General features: G+C 35.1%; 23 protein-coding genes. 19 read left to right on the forward strand and 4 right to left on the reverse strand.

Features of this window, described 5'->3' with window-relative positions; translation table 11 throughout:
• Positions 1–11 precede the first annotated feature (11 nt).
• From comGC to BAQ44_RS05525, 8 genes are all read left to right on the forward strand, one after another.
• A complete protein-coding gene (comGC, locus tag BAQ44_RS05490; protein ID WP_061677382.1) occupies positions 12–311 on the forward strand; it encodes a competence type IV pilus major pilin ComGC in 300 nt (99 codons plus the stop codon).
• Positions 308–763, forward strand: coding sequence for a comG operon protein ComGD (gene comGD, locus BAQ44_RS05495; protein WP_071721151.1), 456 nt, complete (start codon positions 308–310; stop codon positions 761–763). The genes comGC and comGD overlap by 4 nt, the downstream gene beginning before the upstream one ends.
• Positions 756–1,058 carry a competence type IV pilus minor pilin ComGE gene (gene comGE, locus BAQ44_RS05500; RefSeq protein WP_071721461.1) on the forward strand — a complete coding sequence of 101 codons (303 nt, stop codon included), beginning with the start codon at positions 756–758 and terminating at the stop codon, positions 1,056–1,058. Before comGD ends, comGE begins: the two co-directional genes overlap by 8 nt.
• Positions 1,028–1,498: a competence type IV pilus minor pilin ComGF gene (gene comGF, locus BAQ44_RS05505; protein ID WP_061677385.1), complete on the forward strand. Its 471-nt coding sequence runs from the start codon at positions 1,028–1,030 to the stop codon at positions 1,496–1,498. The genes comGE and comGF overlap by 31 nt, the downstream gene beginning before the upstream one ends.
• On the forward strand, positions 1,495–1,866 hold the full coding sequence (gene comGG, locus BAQ44_RS05510) for a competence type IV pilus minor pilin ComGG (protein ID WP_071721153.1): 372 nt from the start codon (positions 1,495–1,497) through the stop codon (positions 1,864–1,866). The genes comGF and comGG overlap by 4 nt, the downstream gene beginning before the upstream one ends.
• Positions 1,867–2,041: 175 nt before the next feature.
• The gene (locus BAQ44_RS05515) at positions 2,042–2,692 is read left to right on the forward strand and encodes a 2OG-Fe(II) oxygenase (protein ID WP_061677389.1); all 651 of its coding nucleotides are present in this window, start codon (positions 2,042–2,044) and stop codon (positions 2,690–2,692) included.
• A 118-nt stretch (positions 2,693–2,810) separates the two neighbouring features.
• Positions 2,811–3,308 carry a shikimate kinase gene (locus BAQ44_RS05520; RefSeq protein WP_071721155.1) on the forward strand — a complete coding sequence of 166 codons (498 nt, stop codon included), beginning with the start codon at positions 2,811–2,813 and terminating at the stop codon, positions 3,306–3,308.
• A 38-nt stretch (positions 3,309–3,346) separates the two neighbouring features.
• Positions 3,347–3,547 carry a YqzE family protein gene (locus BAQ44_RS05525; protein WP_000106080.1) on the forward strand — a complete coding sequence of 67 codons (201 nt, stop codon included), beginning with the start codon at positions 3,347–3,349 and terminating at the stop codon, positions 3,545–3,547.
• A gap of 67 nt (positions 3,548–3,614) precedes the next feature.
• On the opposite strand, the gene BAQ44_RS05530 is transcribed toward BAQ44_RS05525, so the two are convergent.
• Both BAQ44_RS05530 and BAQ44_RS05535 read right to left on the reverse strand, forming a co-directional pair.
• Positions 3,615–4,247: a VC0807 family protein gene (locus tag BAQ44_RS05530; RefSeq protein WP_001073110.1), complete on the reverse strand. Its 633-nt coding sequence runs from the start codon at positions 4,245–4,247 to the stop codon at positions 3,615–3,617.
• 140 nt (positions 4,248–4,387) lie between these two features.
• Entirely contained in the window at positions 4,388–4,504 is a 117-nt protein-coding gene (locus BAQ44_RS05535; protein WP_071721462.1) for a GTP pyrophosphokinase, read from the reverse strand.
• 73 nt (positions 4,505–4,577) lie between these two features.
• Here BAQ44_RS05535 and BAQ44_RS05540 point away from each other — a divergent pair, with 73 nt between their 5' ends.
• On the forward strand, positions 4,578–4,805 hold the full coding sequence (locus tag BAQ44_RS05540; protein ID WP_000032702.1) for a hypothetical protein: 228 nt from the start codon (positions 4,578–4,580) through the stop codon (positions 4,803–4,805).
• A gap of 96 nt (positions 4,806–4,901) precedes the next feature.
• Positions 4,902–5,033 carry a hypothetical protein gene (locus BAQ44_RS31560; RefSeq protein ID WP_044795910.1) on the forward strand — a complete coding sequence of 44 codons (132 nt, stop codon included), beginning with the start codon at positions 4,902–4,904 and terminating at the stop codon, positions 5,031–5,033.
• Positions 5,034–5,071: 38 nt separating this feature from the next.
• Here the strand turns inward: BAQ44_RS31560 and BAQ44_RS05550 are convergent, their stop codons facing one another.
• Positions 5,072–5,866, reverse strand: a complete 795-nt coding sequence (locus BAQ44_RS05550) for a YqhG family protein (RefSeq protein WP_071721157.1) — start codon at positions 5,864–5,866, stop codon at positions 5,072–5,074.
• On the reverse strand, positions 5,853–7,535 hold the full coding sequence (locus BAQ44_RS05555) for a DEAD/DEAH box helicase (protein WP_071721160.1): 1,683 nt from the start codon (positions 7,533–7,535) through the stop codon (positions 5,853–5,855). Before BAQ44_RS05555 ends, BAQ44_RS05550 begins: the two co-directional genes overlap by 14 nt.
• A gap of 392 nt (positions 7,536–7,927) precedes the next feature.
• Here BAQ44_RS05555 and gcvT point away from each other — a divergent pair, with 392 nt between their 5' ends.
• The 9 genes from gcvT to BAQ44_RS05605 all read left to right on the forward strand — a co-directional run bounded on the left by gcvT (position 7,928) and on the right by BAQ44_RS05605 (position 15,289).
• On the forward strand, positions 7,928–9,028 hold the full coding sequence (gcvT, locus tag BAQ44_RS05560) for a glycine cleavage system aminomethyltransferase GcvT (protein WP_000631760.1): 1,101 nt from the start codon (positions 7,928–7,930) through the stop codon (positions 9,026–9,028).
• A 20-nt stretch (positions 9,029–9,048) separates the two neighbouring features.
• Positions 9,049–10,392, forward strand: a complete 1,344-nt coding sequence (gene gcvPA / locus BAQ44_RS05565; protein WP_071721162.1) for an aminomethyl-transferring glycine dehydrogenase subunit 1 — start codon at positions 9,049–9,051, stop codon at positions 10,390–10,392.
• Positions 10,389–11,864 (forward strand): aminomethyl-transferring glycine dehydrogenase subunit 2, encoded by a 1,476-nt coding sequence (gene gcvPB, locus BAQ44_RS05570; RefSeq protein WP_063260822.1) that lies wholly within the window; start codon positions 10,389–10,391, stop codon positions 11,862–11,864. Before gcvPA ends, gcvPB begins: the two co-directional genes overlap by 4 nt.
• A 293-nt stretch (positions 11,865–12,157) precedes the next feature.
• Complete coding sequence (locus BAQ44_RS05580; RefSeq protein WP_061677400.1) at positions 12,158–12,361, forward strand: DUF3929 family protein; 204 nt, start codon at positions 12,158–12,160, stop codon at positions 12,359–12,361.
• A gap of 70 nt (positions 12,362–12,431) precedes the next feature.
• Positions 12,432–12,623, forward strand: coding sequence for a hypothetical protein (locus BAQ44_RS05585; protein WP_000535935.1), 192 nt, complete (start codon positions 12,432–12,434; stop codon positions 12,621–12,623).
• 118 nt (positions 12,624–12,741) lie between these two features.
• A complete protein-coding gene (locus BAQ44_RS05590) occupies positions 12,742–13,116 on the forward strand; it encodes a GntR family transcriptional regulator (protein ID WP_001021351.1) in 375 nt (124 codons plus the stop codon).
• Positions 13,117–13,119: 3 nt separating this feature from the next.
• Positions 13,120–13,992 (forward strand): ABC transporter ATP-binding protein, encoded by an 873-nt coding sequence (locus BAQ44_RS05595; RefSeq protein WP_071721163.1) that lies wholly within the window; start codon positions 13,120–13,122, stop codon positions 13,990–13,992.
• Positions 13,973–14,632 (forward strand): ABC-2 transporter permease, encoded by a 660-nt coding sequence (locus BAQ44_RS05600; RefSeq protein ID WP_063260825.1) that lies wholly within the window; start codon positions 13,973–13,975, stop codon positions 14,630–14,632. Before BAQ44_RS05595 ends, BAQ44_RS05600 begins: the two co-directional genes overlap by 20 nt.
• Before the next feature lie 33 nt (positions 14,633–14,665).
• Positions 14,666–15,289, forward strand: coding sequence for an ABC-2 transporter permease (locus BAQ44_RS05605; protein ID WP_071721165.1), 624 nt, complete (start codon positions 14,666–14,668; stop codon positions 15,287–15,289).
• The last annotated feature ends 4 nt before the right edge of the window (positions 15,290–15,293 follow it).

Below are 15,293 nucleotides of genomic sequence, written 5' to 3' on the forward strand. Positions count from 1 at the left end.
GGGGTGTTTACATGCAGAATGAGGAGGGGTTTACTCTTTTAGAAATGTTATTAGTTATGGTCGTCATAACTGTATTATTACTATTAATTATTCCGAATGTAGTTACACAGCGCTCATCCGTCGAAGGAACAGGATGTAAAGCCTATGTGAAATCTATAGAAGCTCAAATACAGGTATACCAATTACAGCATAACAAAATCCCCTCGCTAAAAGAGTTAAGGGATGGAAAATATATTACAGCTGATGAGTGTCCGAATGGCGAATCCATTCATATTTCAAATGATGGCACAGTAACAACTGGGAAACTGTGAAAGAAAAAGGTTTTACTCTTTTAGAAATGCTACTCGTTCTATTTGCAATTTCTGTACTAAGTATGGTCACGTATTTTAACGTACATTCATTACATGAAAAACAAAAAGTCGAACAATTTTTAAGACAGTTTTCAAATGATATTTTGTATATGCAACAATTAGCGATAAATCGGCAAAAACACTATACATTACGATGGCATAAAGATAGACATGCGTATTATATAGGGGAGCTAAGTACGAATCTTACCATTATTAAAAGAGAATATGATAGCGATATACAAATTGATTTGAATACTTTTCCAAATCCGATGACATATAATCCGAGTGGAAATATTAATAGAGGTGGTACTATTTTACTTTCGTATCGAAGTTATAAATATGAGATTGTATTTCAGCTTGGAAGAGGGAGATTTACGTATCGTGAAATGTCAAAAAGGGTCAGTGATAGCTGAGATGCTTGTAGCGTTAAGTATAGTAATGATGGCAGTGTCTTTACTACTTCCGCAAACAGTATTGATTATGCAAGAACGAAAAAATATACAAATTCGTTATAAAGCATTTGTATTATTAAAAAGAGAAGCAGCTTTATATATGTATGAGAATGGTGCGAAACAACAGCAAGAAAAAGTCGTAAACGGGAATGTATATTACACATATTGGGGAGGAAATGAAGTTTGTGCTATGTGGAAAGATGTGAAAGGAAGAATGGTGGAACAATGCTTTTATGCAGGAGAACAAATAAATTAGAAGTTGGGTTTACATTAATAGAAATGATCGTATGTTTTTTTCTGTTATCACTGTTCTTTTTACTCTTGCCACGTTTAAATTTTATTGGGATAGAAAATAACCAATCAAAAGGATTAAATAATTGGGAATGGGATGTGTTTTTAGGACAAGTACAGTTAGAGTTTCGTGAAGTATCTTTTGTAGAAAAAGTAGTCAATGAAAATAAAGATAGTCTTTTGCGCTTCCGCCTTCGCACTGGAGATGAAGTGACGTATGAAAAATTGAATAATCATCTGATAAGAAAAGTAAATATGCGCGGAAGAGAAATTATATTACAAAATGTTGGAATGGTTTCGTATGAAGTAACACCTCATTTGCTTTTTATAAATGTGAAAGATAGGAGTGGGAAAATATATGAAGGTGTAGCTGTAAGGTATAGTGAAATGGAAATAAATATATGAGAAAACAAGATGGATTTATGATGCCAGGAACAATCATTTTTCTTGTATTATTAACTTCGTTCTTTGTATACGAAACGAATATGTTACTTATAGATAAAAAATTTTATATTGAAATAGAGCAAAAGTTTGTAATGGAGGAACTACTAAATCGATCGATTACAAGTATAAAAAAAGACTTACAGCAAAAAGAAAAGGAAGATACATTTTTCTTTCAATATGAAAAGGGCGAAGCAAGTGGAAATTACGTTTTTGAAAGCGACGATATACTCGTTTCGTTGCAGTGCAAAATAAAGAAGGAAGTTTTCTATAAAGTAAGCTTCCGGTATAGAAAAAAAGATGAGAAAATATTCGATTGGATAGAAGGATAGTCTGTGAAATATACGGATAAAAACCATAATTTCTCATTTTAAAACAGGCTGTCTTTTCAAAGGAAATGGATAAATAAAACAGTTGAAAGTTTAAATTTTCTCAAAAAAGAGAAAGGTAGAAAGAATGTGATATATTCAAGCTATCCAAACATATTTTTTTAGGGAGAATAGGGAAATGACAAATAACAATCAAATAGGTGAAAATAAGGAACAAACTATTTTTGATCATAAAGGAAATGCAATTATGACAGAAGATAGGGAAATACACATTATTTCAAAATTCGAAGAACCTCTTATTGTCGTGTTAGGAAATGTATTAAGCGATGAAGAGTGTGATGAATTAATTGAATTGTCTAAAAGTAAGTTAGCACGTTCTAAAGTTGGTTCATCACGTGATGTAAATGATATTCGAACGAGTAGTGGTGCATTTTTGGACGATAATGAACTTACTGCGAAGATTGAAAAACGAATTTCATCTATCATGAATGTTCCCGCGTCGCATGGAGAAGGATTACACATTTTAAATTATGAAGTGGATCAACAATATAAAGCGCACTATGATTATTTTGCAGAACATAGTAGATCAGCTGCTAATAATCGTATTAGTACGCTTGTCATGTACTTAAATGATGTAGAAGAGGGCGGAGAAACGTTCTTCCCTAAATTAAATCTTTCTGTGCACCCTAGAAAGGGAATGGCAGTATACTTTGAGTATTTTTATCAAGACCAATCATTAAATGAGCTTACGTTACATGGAGGGGCACCTGTAACGAAAGGTGAGAAATGGATTGCAACGCAGTGGGTAAGAAGAGGCGCTTATAAGTAAAAGCGTGTATGAAACGTTTTGTTCTTCATTATATAAGAAGAACAAAACGTTTTTTTATTAAATAATGTAATCATTCGTTATAATAACAAATAATAACGGATGATTGAGAGGAAAGAACATGAAATCTATATACATAACCGGTTATATGGGAGCTGGGAAAACAACAATTGGAAAAGCGTTAAGTAAAGAACTTCATATGGATGTTGTCGATACAGACCAAAAAATTGAAGAGAAGCAGGAGAAGGCGATTCGTGATATTTTTGCTGAAGAAGGTGAAATGGCTTTTCGCGAATATGAAAGTGAAATGTTACGTTCACTACCGAGTTGTAATGTAATTATTACAACTGGTGGCGGAATCATTGAACGAGAGGAAAACCGAAAGTGGATGAAGGAAAATGGAACTGTCGTGTATTTATATTGTGATCCACATGTAATTGCAGAAAGGCTTCGGGAAGATACGACGCGTCCACTATTTCAGAAGAAAGATATAGAGGCATTCGTGGCAAAATTTGAATCGCGCCGAGCTCATTATGAAGAGGCTCATATTTATATTGATACGACGAATAAGTCTGTAAAGCAAATTATGAATGAATTAAAAGAAAAGATTAATGAATAAAAAAATGGACATACTAATCAAGTAGAGGTGATGATAATATGTCTACTAATGATTATGTTCGCTTTGTGACACAGCAGTTTGTGTCGTATATGGATGCTCCAAAAGAAGATCGTAAACAAAAGAAAGAACAACGCCGTGCTGAAAAAGAGCCATTTATGAATAAGTGGTTTGGTGTTATGCCGCTAAGTGCTGCTTTGTTTTATCGAAACGTAAAAGATAAAAGGAAAAAATCAAGTTAACGATTTCGTAATATGTGTAGAAAAATAAAAATCCCCTAGTAGTATGATGCTACTAGGGGATTTTTATTTACTGTACGGATTCTTTTTCTTCTGTAACGGCATGTATTTTATTGTTCACCCAGACAAATCCAATTCCGATACAAATGGAAATGCCCCATCCAACAGCGGTCATAATCGCTCTCATTTCACCATAGCCATCTACACCGAAAACAGAGATGAAATAAATTTTTAAGAAGCTTTTTAATATGAATTGTAGCCCGAAAAATAGCGTTAAATATTGTAGTGCCGGATAGATACGACTATCACGATACAGTTCACGACTTTTATCACGGTCATGGCCTTGTAGTGCTGCAATATCTGCTGCGAAATATAACATAAGTGGTTTTTTTATAAAAATGGTACATATAACGATAATACCGAGCACGATATGATAATACGCATCGTTCCACAACATTCGTTCAGCTGATCCAGATAATAGGTCTACTGTTGTATTAGAAATGAGTGTAATTAAAATAAAGAATCCTGTTACGTTAAACTGTTTTTCTTTTTTAAAGGTATACAGTGTATAAATAATCCCCGGAACAGAGGAAAGTAACATCGCGTAATAAGGATCGATATAAGGTTTTGCAAATTTCCAAATGAGGAATGGGATTACGAGATAAAAGACAAGATCTAATATAGCTTTTTTATTTTGATTCATATAGGGCCTCCTTAAGTCATACATATATTTTATAATATAATTTCTGAAAATTGTATAAGGTTTGATGGGAAAAGAAAAAATATATAGCTTTTTGAGGGATTAGTAGATTGAAAAAATTGCCCCTAGCGTAGTAAGTTTTTTTAGTATATAATAAAGGAAACGCTTTCATTTTTATTTTGTTCACAAAATGGACGGAAAATCACATATTTACTATCGATATGTTGCTTTATAATGAAACTAATTAAATATACATGCATACAATATTGTGAAATAAATAACATAAATAATCTATATAAATGTAAACGTTATCAAAAGAGAGAGGTGGAGACAATGAGTAAATTTTTCTTCAATCATAATCCAGCAACAGTAGAGGATGGAAGGCTTGTTAAATATGCTGAAATTATTTATGGAGAAGGTGGCCGTTCTGTATTAGAAAATTTAATGGTGAAGGCATCTATCAGATTGCGTGATCGTTATCCGAATAAATCTGACGAGCAGATCTCGAACCTAGTAAATAAAGGCATCCATGATATGTTTCAAAAATATGTGAGTGAGTAAGAGTAGCCAATGGCTGCTCTTATTTTTTTGTATAAGGATTGTATCTCTAGCTGAAAATAAGGGTGTATTTTGAAAGATATCAAAGGAGTGAAACAGATGAGCAATGGAATTGGCCGTTCAAAAGAAAATCTTCCAACTGATGCAAATCATGTGAGTGCAAAGGATCGTGCGCATCAAAAACGTATGGCAAAGCAAAAACAACAAGAGCGTAATGAAGATAGAGAGTAACTCAAAGTAAAGCTCCTTCTAAAGCAGAAGGAGCTCTTTTAAGATAAAAAATGATTCGCGGTAACATAAAAAAGTCCACCGTTAATAATTTGCACTGTAATACGTGGCTCGTATTGTTCTTGCAGTGCTTGTTTTTCAATTTCGTAGCTTTCGGGAAGTTCATCACTTTCTTCATAAAAACGATTTAAAAGGTCTAAATCGTGATTCCAGCGCACCCTTGCTTCCTTCGCCCACGTATGGTCATCTTCTGCAATAATAGTCTTTAACGCGTCCTCTATACGTTGTAAACCACTTTGCGGTTTAATGATAGGCGAGAGCGTAAAACAAAAGTCAGGTATTTTCGGTGTAAGTTTAATTTTAGCTAATGTTTCATGAAAGTTTGCGATCATTGTGCCAGAAATGAGATGAATCCCAATGGAGTGAAGGATGTCTTTTTTTCGATCACATTGATAGGAAACTTTAATATTTACACCGAGCCAAGGGTGGAGCGGTGTATGTGTTGCCCCGCTATGCCGTACTTCCTCATATAAACGTATGTAAGAGCCTAATTCTTTAGTCGTTTGAAAAATTTGATGAAGACGTGGTGAACCGTAGTGAATAAGCTCGCCATCGTTTTCTTCATTTTCTGGATTTGTAATAAGAGTAAGGCGCATCGGATTCGGTACGCCTCCTGTTTTCTCAAGATAGTGCCAATAAAAAGGGCGATTCATTAATAATTTATCCATCTCAATTGTTAACTGCACATCTAATAGATGAGGGGAGCGCTGTAAAATTTCACAGTTATTCGCCTCGAAAAAATTGTATAAGTAATTATGAATTTCATGTTGCTGCATAGCCTTGCACCTCAGCTTCATTTCGTTTCGCGAAGTCGATAATAGATGTTAAGTTTTCCATCTTAATTCGGATTTCTCCTTCGCTTTTTGATTGCGCAAATATTTCTTGAATGTGCGCGTCGATGTTTTTCATATTAATTCTCGTTAAAATTTCATCAAGTTCACCGATAACACGCTCAAATAAATTGATTTTTTCATATAACAGCTTCAAAATATGTTCTTCAACAGTATGTTTTGTAGCTAAGTTATAAATATGAACATCATTCTTTTGACCAAGACGGTGAATACGTCCGATTCTTTGTTCAAGACGCATTGGATTCCATGGCAAATCATAATTGATCATATGGCTACAAAACTGTAAGTTAATCCCTTCACCACCAGCTTCAGTTGCAATTAATACTTGTGCGTGATTTTGGAAAAGCTCCTTCATCCAGTCTTTTTTCCCACGTTTAAATCCGCCGCGGAATGGAACGGAAGAAATGCCGTGTTGTTGTAAAAACCATTGTAAGTACATTTGTGATGCTCGATATTCTGTGAAGATGACGACTTTATCGTCAATTTCTTTTATAAGCTCAAGAGCTTTATTCGCTTTTGAGTTGAAAGGAATATGATTAATTTTATCCATTAGCACATCAATATGCGGGTCTTTTATATAACGCTCATTTTCCTTCTGACGTTTTTCTACATGTTTTTTTAATGAATAGTAAACGGCCTCACGACTACTACACGCTTCTCGTTTTAAAGTTAACGATGAGAAAGCAGATGTGAAGGCATCTTGACCTCGCCAATTTTCAATCCCGTTATACAAAGCTTGTTCTTCTTCATTAAACTCAACGAAAATTGTACGTACATGTCTCTTTGGCCAATCAATTCCGGTATTATGCCGTCGATTTCGGACCATCACCTTGTTAATAAGAGCTTTTAAATCTTCATCAGATTCGGCTGAACGATTTTTTGAGGCGTAATATTCTTCAAAGTTGGATTGATTGCCTAAATGTCCTGGCTTTAATAAAGATACAAGGTTGAAAATTTCATCAATCTTATTTTGAACAGGAGTAGCAGTTAATAATAAGCAAAATTTCTTTTTTAAACGCTGTGCAAATTCATAGTTTTTTGTTTTATTATTTTTAAGTTTATGTGCTTCATCGATAATAATAAGGTCATATTCTAAGTTCAAAACGATATCGCGATGCGGTGAACGTTTTGCAGTATCAATTGATGATACAATCACATCGGCTTGTTCCCATGAATAGCTTTTCCTTTGGGCTACAGCTGGAATGAAAAACTTTGTATTTAGTTCGTATGCCCATTGTGATACGAGAGAGGCAGGGACGAGTATAAGCACTTTTTTCACAAGGCCGCGGACCATATATTCTTTTAAAATAAGCCCAGCTTCAATCGTTTTCCCAAGTCCTACTTCATCTGCTAGTATCGCTTTACCATTCATTTGTTCAATGACATTTTGAGCGACTTCTAATTGATGAGGAAGTGGTGTGAAATGAGATAAATGTTTCGGTGCTTGTAATCCATCGAAAGTAGGAACAAGTAACGATTTTTCTGTTTTATAGGCTAAATGATATAAATCCCAGTTTGTCCAAGGGCCATCTTCGTCAATTCTATTTAAAAAATTGTTTTGCCACGTTCGATCTACGGAAATATCGACATTCATTACGACTCTCCCACCTTTTATAAACTAAAGTAATTATTAAAAAAATCTTTATTATATAAACCTTGTAATAAGGCACTATTACACATACTAAAAGTTAAAGAATAGGCAAAGATAAAGGGTTGAATTTTGAAAGTTGTATTTAATAAGATTAAGAATAAAAAATTCTAAATTATTTTTTATGCTAGAATATTGATGAAATATAGCGAATAATGTTAGGATAATGGTGTGAAATGTGTGGAATCTTTCGTATTTTATCCAAGAAAGTGATTTTTTATTTACGCTTTCATAAAAAAATATAATGAGATTCCGTATATCCTATCTTTTCAGAGTAAAAATGTTTAGATATGGCGAGCAACTTTTATTGATTTGTCAAAGCATAAGGGGGAGAGAGCATGATTACATTACAACGTACACCGTTATTTGATGTATACGCGAAGTATGGTGGGAAAACAATCGACTTCGGTGGTTGGGAATTACCAGTTCAATTTTCAAGCATTAAAGAAGAACATGAAGCTGTACGTACGGCTGCAGGTTTGTTCGATGTGTCTCATATGGGAGAAGTTGAGGTAAAAGGTGTAGATAGTTTAGCATTTTTACAACGTGTTGTTACAAATGACGTTTCTACCTTAAAGGTAGGAGGCGCACAATATACAGCTATGTGCTACGAAAATGGTGGTACAGTAGATGATTTATTAATCTACAAACGTGGTGAAGAAGACTATTTATTAGTAATCAACGCATCAAATATCGAGAAAGATTACGAATGGTTAGCTAGCCATGTAATTGGCGATGCGAAAGTAGTCAATGTTTCTAGTGAAGTTGCACAGCTTGCAATTCAAGGACCAAAAGCAGAAGGCATTTTACAAAAAGTTGTGTCAGAAGATTTGAAAGAAATTAAGTTCTTTAAATTTAAAAACGATATTCTTGTAGATGGAATTCCAGCACTTGTATCTCGTACGGGTTACACAGGTGAAGATGGATTTGAAATTTACTGTAAGAGTGAAGATGCTGCAAAACTTTGGGAGAAACTTCTTGAAGTTGGAGCAGAAGAAGGCTTAAAAGCATGTGGTTTAGGTGCTCGTGATACACTTCGCTTCGAAGCAACATTACCACTTTATGGTCAAGAATTATCAAAAGATATTACACCGATTGAAGCTGGAATTGGCTTTGCGGTAAAACCAAATAAAGAAGCAGACTTCTTTGGAAAAGAAACGTTAAAAGAGCAAAAAGAAAACGGTGCGCCTCGTAAGTTAGTCGGCATCGAAGTAATCGAACGTGGAATTCCTCGTACACATTACCCTGTATTTATTGGAGAAGAAAAAATCGGGGAAGTAACGAGTGGTACACAATCTCCAACGTTAAAGAAAAGCATTGGTTTAGCACTAATTGATGTAAAATACGCAGCAGTTGATACAGAAGTAGAAATTGAAATTCGTAATAAACGCGTCAAAGCAGTAGTTGTTCCAACACCATTTTATAAACGTTCAAAGTAACGGGGAGAGGGGTAGATTTCATGTTGCATCGTTATCTTCCAATGACAGAAGAAGACAAAAAAGAAATGTTACAAACGATCGGCGTTCAAACGATCGATGAGTTATTCTCTGATATTCCAGAGAGTGTTCGTTTTAAAGGGGATTTAAAAATTAAAGAAGCAAAATCAGAGCCAGAGCTGTTAAAAGAGTTATCTCAAATGGCTAGTAAAAATGCTAACTTAAAACAATACGCTTCTTTCTTAGGAGCAGGCGTATACGATCATTACGCTCCAGTAATTGTAGATCACGTTATCTCTCGCTCAGAATTTTATACAGCTTACACGCCATACCAACCAGAAATTTCACAAGGGGAATTACAAGCAATCTTTGAATTCCAAACAATGATTTGTGAATTAACAGGAATGGATGTAGCAAACTCTTCTATGTACGATGGAGGTACAGCTTTAGCTGAAGCGGCAATGCTAGCAGCTGGCCATACTCGTAAAAAGAAAATTCTTGTATCTAGCGCAGTTCATCCAGAATCAAGAGCAGTACTTGAAACGTATGCAAAAGGTCAACATCTTGAAGTTGTTGAAATTAATCATAAAGATGGTGTAACAGATTTAGACGTATTACAAAGTGAAGTAGATGATACAGTTGCTTGTGTAATCGTTCAATATCCAAACTTCTTCGGACAAGTTGAAAAATTGGCTGATATTGAAAAAATCGTTCATCAACAAAAATCATTATTTATCGTTTCTTCAAATCCATTATCATTAGGCGCATTAACACCACCAGGAAAATTTGGTGCGGATGTTGTAATCGGTGATGCACAACCATTTGGTATTCCAACGCAGTTTGGTGGACCACACTGTGGTTACTTTGCAACAACGAAAGCATTTATGCGTAAAATTCCAGGACGTCTTGTTGGACAAACTGTAGATTCAGATGGTAAACGTGGGTTTGTATTAACGTTACAAGCGCGTGAACAGCATATTCGCCGTGACAAAGCGACGTCTAACATTTGTTCAAACCAAGCGTTAAATGCATTAGCAGCATCAGTTGCAATGACGGCACTTGGTAAACAAGGTGTGAAAGAAATGGCACGTCAAAACATTTCTAAAGCACAATATGCAAAACGTCAATTTGAAGCGAAAGGCTTCGCTGTAACATTTGCTGGACCATTCTTCAATGAGTTTGTTGTAGATTGCAAGCGTCCAGTGAAAGAAGTAAACGATGCATTATTACAAAAGAATATTATCGGCGGTTACGACCTAGGCCGTGATTATAAAGAGCATGAAAACCATATGCTTGTAGCAGTAACTGAGCTTCGTACAAAAGAGGAAATTGACACACTTGTAAACGAAATGGGGGCTATCCAATGAAGAACCAAGACCAAGCACTTATCTTTGAAGTGAGTAAAGAAGGACGCATAGGATATAGCCTACCAAAATTAGATGTAGAAGAAGTGAAACTAGAAGATGTGTTTGAGAGCGATTATATTCGAGTAGAAGATGCAGAGCTACCAGAAGTATCTGAACTTGACATTATGCGCCACTATACAGCACTTTCAAACCGTAACCACGGTGTAGATTCTGGATTCTATCCACTTGGATCTTGTACGATGAAATATAATCCGAAAATTAATGAGAGTGTAGCTCGTTTTGCAGGATTTGCAAATATTCATCCGTTGCAAGATGAAAAGACAGTACAAGGTGCAATGGAATTAATGTATGACTTACAAGAGCATTTAATTGAAATTACAGGTATGGATACTGTTACATTACAACCAGCAGCTGGTGCACACGGAGAATGGACAGGCTTAATGTTAATTCGTGCATACCATGAAGCAAATGGTGACTTTAACCGTACGAAAGTAATTGTGCCTGACTCTGCTCACGGAACGAACCCAGCATCTGCAACTGTAGCTGGTTTTGAAACAATTACAGTAAAATCAAATGAAAATGGTCTTGTTGACTTAGAAGATTTAAAACGTGTTGTAAACGAAGAAACAGCAGCACTTATGTTAACAAATCCTAATACATTAGGTTTATTCGAAGAAAACATTTTAGAAATGGCAGAAATCGTCCATAATGCAGGCGGTAAATTATACTATGATGGTGCAAACTTAAATGCGGTATTAAGCCAAGCGCGCCCAGGAGATATGGGATTTGACGTTGTGCATTTAAACCTTCATAAAACATTTACAGGTCCTCACGGCGGCGGTGGCCCAGGTTCTGGTCCAGTAGGCGTGAAAGCTGATTTAATTCCGTACTTACCAAAACCAATTTTAGAGAAAACGGAAAATGGTTATCGCTTTAACTATGATCGTCCGGAAGCAATTGGGCGCGTAAAACCGTTCTATGGTAACTTCGGAATTAACGTTCGTGCATACACATACATTCGTTCTATGGGTCCAGATGGACTACGTGCAGTAACGGAGTATGCGGTATTAAACGCGAACTATATGATGAGAAGACTAGCACCATTCTATGATCTTCCATTCGATAGACATTGTAAGCATGAGTTTGTATTATCAGGTCGTCGTCAAAAGAAACTTGGTGTACGTACGTTAGATATTGCAAAACGCCTGCTTGATTTCGGTTACCATCCACCAACAATTTACTTCCCATTAAATGTGGAAGAATGTATTATGATTGAGCCGACAGAAACAGAATCAAAAGAAACTTTAGACGGTTTCATTGATAAGATGATTCAAATTGCTAAAGAAGTAGAAGAAAATCCAGAAGTTGTACAAGAAGCACCTCATACAACAGTCATTAAACGTTTAGACGAAACGATGGCTGCACGTAAACCAGTTTTACGTTATGAAAAACCAGCTCCTGTACAAGTTTGATTAAAATAACAAAGGAAGAACTCGCTATATGCGGGTTCTTTTTTTTGTATGGAGAATTCGTGCAGAATTCGTGAAGAAAATGTTAAAAATTTATATTTTTTGTTTCATAATGGCGTAAAGAAGCTGTTTCATAGGTGATTTTGTTGAAAAAGTCGGTTTGATAAAAGTATTTATTTTTGTTAGAATTTTATTGAAATTAAGAAGATGTAATGAGATAGGAATGACTCATTTTTATGTATATGTGAAAAAACGAGCAATCTGGGGGTGAAAATGTGGGATATCGGTGTTATAGAATGATATACCATTTAGAAAACGGAAAAACGATTAAAGATATAAAAGAATTTTGTTATCGAGACCAGGGAAAAGTACTAGAAAGAGTAGCTCATCGTGTAATGGATAATAGAGAAGTGACGGCAATTGATAAGCAAGGAACGATCATTTCGATAGCATGTGAGGACATTGTAAAGGTGGAACTTGATTACATAACAGAAAGTTAACCTTGAGTCATATCGAATTATTCGATAAAATATACTGTTGAATGGTGAAGTGAGAAGAGAGGAGTTTATCATGGGTAGCACAAGACACTTTTATATGTTTATCTTAGCGTTTGTTCTTGTTGTCGCATTAACGATTTATTTAATTGTTGATAGCACTTGGTACAACACAGTTCATCCTGCGTTCCTTCTGTTTATGTATGTAGGAATTGCGGTAGTGAGTTTCGGAATGAGAGATGAGATGTTAGATCGCTTTGAAAAGTGATACATATACGAAAGACCAACAGGAAAATGTTGGTCTTTTTTTCTTGCCAAAAATAGGATGGTGTGTATATACTGTATATATAAGGTATATACAGTATATACACACACTGGAGGAAAACATGAATATTATTATTTCGAATTCTTCCCAAGACCCTATTTATGTGCAAATAAGAAAACAATTAAGCCAGCTTATTTTAAATGGTGGTTTAAAGGGTGGAGACCAATTACCGTCTATTCGTAGCTTAGCGAAGGAATTACAAATTAGTGTAATTACAACGAAGCGTGCGTACGAGGAGCTTGAAAAAGAAGGATATATAGAAACTGTTGCTGGGAAGGGGACTTATGTTTCACGTAAAAATAATGAACTACTAAAAGAACAGCGGCTACGTTTACTGGAAAGTAAAGCGGAAGAGATTGTGAATGAAAGTAAAGCGTTGCAGCTTTCACTTGAAGATTTACAGCAGATGATTGCGTGTTTATATGAGGGGGAATAAGAGATGTTAGAGCTAAAAAATGTTTGTAAAAGTTATCAAGATTTTGTAGTGAAAAATATAAGTTTTACGTTACCACGCGGATATATTATGGGATTTGTCGGACCGAATGGAGCCGGGAAAAGTACGACGATCAAAATGATTATGAATTTAATTCGAAAAGATAGCGGCGATATAAAAATTTTTGGCAAGGACAATAAGAAAGCCGAAAAAGAAATAAAACAAAATATCGGTTTTGTATATGATGAAAATCATTACTATGAAGATTTAACATGTGAACAAATGAAGCGTATTATTGCGCCGTTATATAAAAAGTGGGACGAAGAGCAGTATCAATCGTATATGCATAGATTGCAAGTTCCGAAGTATAAAAAAATTAAAGAACTATCAAAAGGGATGAAAATGAAATTTGCGATTGCCATCGCACTTTCGCACCACGCGGAATTTATTATTATGGACGAACCAACAGCAGGATTAGATCCAGTTGTTCGAAGTGAATTACTTGATATGTTACAAGAAATTGTAATGGAAGATAAAGTATCTGTATTATTCTCAACACACATTACAACAGACTTAGAGCGCATTGCAGATTATATTACGTTTATCAATGATGGAGAAATTATATTTACTGGTGAAAAAGATGAATTAATGGAGAACTACGTAGTCGTAAAAGGAAGTAATGATTTACTAGACCGAGAAGGAAAAGAGCTATTTGTGGGATTACGAAAAAATAAGTTCGGTTTTGAAGGTTTAGCGAAGGATAAACAAGCAATTATCGATTGGTTTGGAAATGAGGTTGTACTAGAAAAGCCTACATTAGATGATATTATCGTTTACACCGCGAAAGGAAGAGGTGCCTATGCGTCAGCTCGTATATAAAGATTTGTTCTTTTTTCGGGGGATATGGCCAGTGTATCTTACTATACCCTTTATATTCTTTTTATTTGAAAACGGTGATGGAATGCTGTTTCCTATGAGTTGTTTATTTGTAACGCTTTCCTCAGTTACGATATTAATCGTAATAGATGAACGAAATACAAGTGACATTATTATGAATAGTTTACCGTTAAGCAGAAAGGATATCATAATTGCTAGATATATTTCCAGTGCAATATTTATTGTAGGTGGCATGTTCTCTACTTTATTGCTTATTTTCCTTATAAGAGGTATCGCTGTTATTGGTGATATCGGTGCACCTATATACATTGAAATTCCATGGTATGGAGTAGTAAATGGGCTTTTTTACGCCGTGTTTTTAGTTGTCACCTTTTTCCCTAGTTATTATGCTATAAAATCGAATGTAGTAAGAAGTCTAGTATCAGCAGCATCAATAGGAGTCGGGGGGATACTTTGGATATTTATTAGTGATGGGCTGAATGAAACAACACCTTCATTCCTAGAGTGGATTATGAATCCTGTGCATATTGGTGTATTTATAGTTGGATTCATTGCATTAGTCAGTATTTATATCGCTTCCATGTTTCTTACAATCAAAATTTATGAAGCACGTGATTTATAGAAGAGGCTCTTTTCATACCAGGAGGTGTAATACATGATCAAGCAACTAGTTTTAAAAGATATGATGCTGCAAAAAAAATTAGGGTTTATTGGTTTTATATGTTTGCTTTTCCTTACAATTGCTGATTTCGGTAGCGACAATTTTCTTCTGACGCTTAGTATAACTATACCTATCCTTGGAACAATATGGTCGACGAGTTATGAAGCTAGAAATAAGAGTGAAAAGATATTAAATAGTTTACCACTTCAACGTAAGGAAATTGTCATAGCAAAATACATATTTGTAAGTATTTTAGTTGTTTTAGGTGTGGTTTTCTCACTTTTAGTTGGTCTAATTCAGTTGCAAAATGAACATATAACTGGATTTATGCTGTGGGGAGCGATTCTTGGCGGAATAACGGGAGGATTGGTTTATATCATGATCGTACTTCCAATTGAATTTTCGGTAGGATATGGTAGTTCGAAACAGGCTGCTTATTTTATGGGAATTATAGTTGGTGGATTAAGTGGAGTAATTGTAAGTAGTGTATGGTTAGGTGTTGAGAATGCTTGGAGCACGAGTTTATTCGTAAATGTTTGTTTTATAGCTGGGCTGCTTCTTTTATATATCATATCTATGTTACTCTCAATTCATTTGTATAGTGAGCGTGATTTGTAAGGGG

Source organism: Bacillus mobilis (assembly GCF_001884045.1).
GTDB classification, from domain to species: domain Bacteria; phylum Bacillota; class Bacilli; order Bacillales; family Bacillaceae_G; genus Bacillus_A; species Bacillus_A mobilis.

Coding starts and splice junctions, on each gene's coding strand:
- BAQ44_RS05580 (WP_061677400.1), top strand. CDS start 12,158: ATGATATACCATTTAGAAAACGGAAAAACGATTAAAGATATAAAAGAA.
- gcvPA (WP_071721162.1), top strand. CDS start 9,049: ATGTTGCATCGTTATCTTCCAATGACAGAAGAAGACAAAAAAGAAATG.
- BAQ44_RS05555 (WP_071721160.1), bottom strand. CDS start 7,535: ATGAATGTCGATATTTCCGTAGATCGAACGTGGCAAAACAATTTTTTA.
- BAQ44_RS05530 (WP_001073110.1), bottom strand. CDS start 4,247: ATGAATCAAAATAAAAAAGCTATATTAGATCTTGTCTTTTATCTCGTA.
- gcvPB (WP_063260822.1), top strand. CDS start 10,389: ATGAAGAACCAAGACCAAGCACTTATCTTTGAAGTGAGTAAAGAAGGA.
- BAQ44_RS05595 (WP_071721163.1), top strand. CDS start 13,120: ATGTTAGAGCTAAAAAATGTTTGTAAAAGTTATCAAGATTTTGTAGTG.
- BAQ44_RS05535 (WP_071721462.1), bottom strand. CDS start 4,504: ATGCATGTATATTTAATTAGTTTCATTATAAAGCAACATATCGATAGT.
- BAQ44_RS05525 (WP_000106080.1), top strand. CDS start 3,347: ATGTCTACTAATGATTATGTTCGCTTTGTGACACAGCAGTTTGTGTCG.
- comGC (WP_061677382.1), top strand. CDS start 12: ATGCAGAATGAGGAGGGGTTTACTCTTTTAGAAATGTTATTAGTTATG.
- BAQ44_RS05520 (WP_071721155.1), top strand. CDS start 2,811: ATGAAATCTATATACATAACCGGTTATATGGGAGCTGGGAAAACAACA.
- comGG (WP_071721153.1), top strand. CDS start 1,495: ATGAGAAAACAAGATGGATTTATGATGCCAGGAACAATCATTTTTCTT.
- gcvT (WP_000631760.1), top strand. CDS start 7,928: ATGATTACATTACAACGTACACCGTTATTTGATGTATACGCGAAGTAT.
- comGF (WP_061677385.1), top strand. CDS start 1,028: ATGCTTTTATGCAGGAGAACAAATAAATTAGAAGTTGGGTTTACATTA.
- BAQ44_RS05550 (WP_071721157.1), bottom strand. CDS start 5,866: ATGCAGCAACATGAAATTCATAATTACTTATACAATTTTTTCGAGGCG.
- BAQ44_RS05540 (WP_000032702.1), top strand. CDS start 4,578: ATGAGTAAATTTTTCTTCAATCATAATCCAGCAACAGTAGAGGATGGA.
- BAQ44_RS05590 (WP_001021351.1), top strand. CDS start 12,742: ATGAATATTATTATTTCGAATTCTTCCCAAGACCCTATTTATGTGCAA.
- BAQ44_RS05600 (WP_063260825.1), top strand. CDS start 13,973: ATGCGTCAGCTCGTATATAAAGATTTGTTCTTTTTTCGGGGGATATGG.
- BAQ44_RS31560 (WP_044795910.1), top strand. CDS start 4,902: ATGAGCAATGGAATTGGCCGTTCAAAAGAAAATCTTCCAACTGATGCA.
- BAQ44_RS05585 (WP_000535935.1), top strand. CDS start 12,432: ATGGGTAGCACAAGACACTTTTATATGTTTATCTTAGCGTTTGTTCTT.
- BAQ44_RS05605 (WP_071721165.1), top strand. CDS start 14,666: ATGATCAAGCAACTAGTTTTAAAAGATATGATGCTGCAAAAAAAATTA.
- BAQ44_RS05515 (WP_061677389.1), top strand. CDS start 2,042: ATGACAAATAACAATCAAATAGGTGAAAATAAGGAACAAACTATTTTT.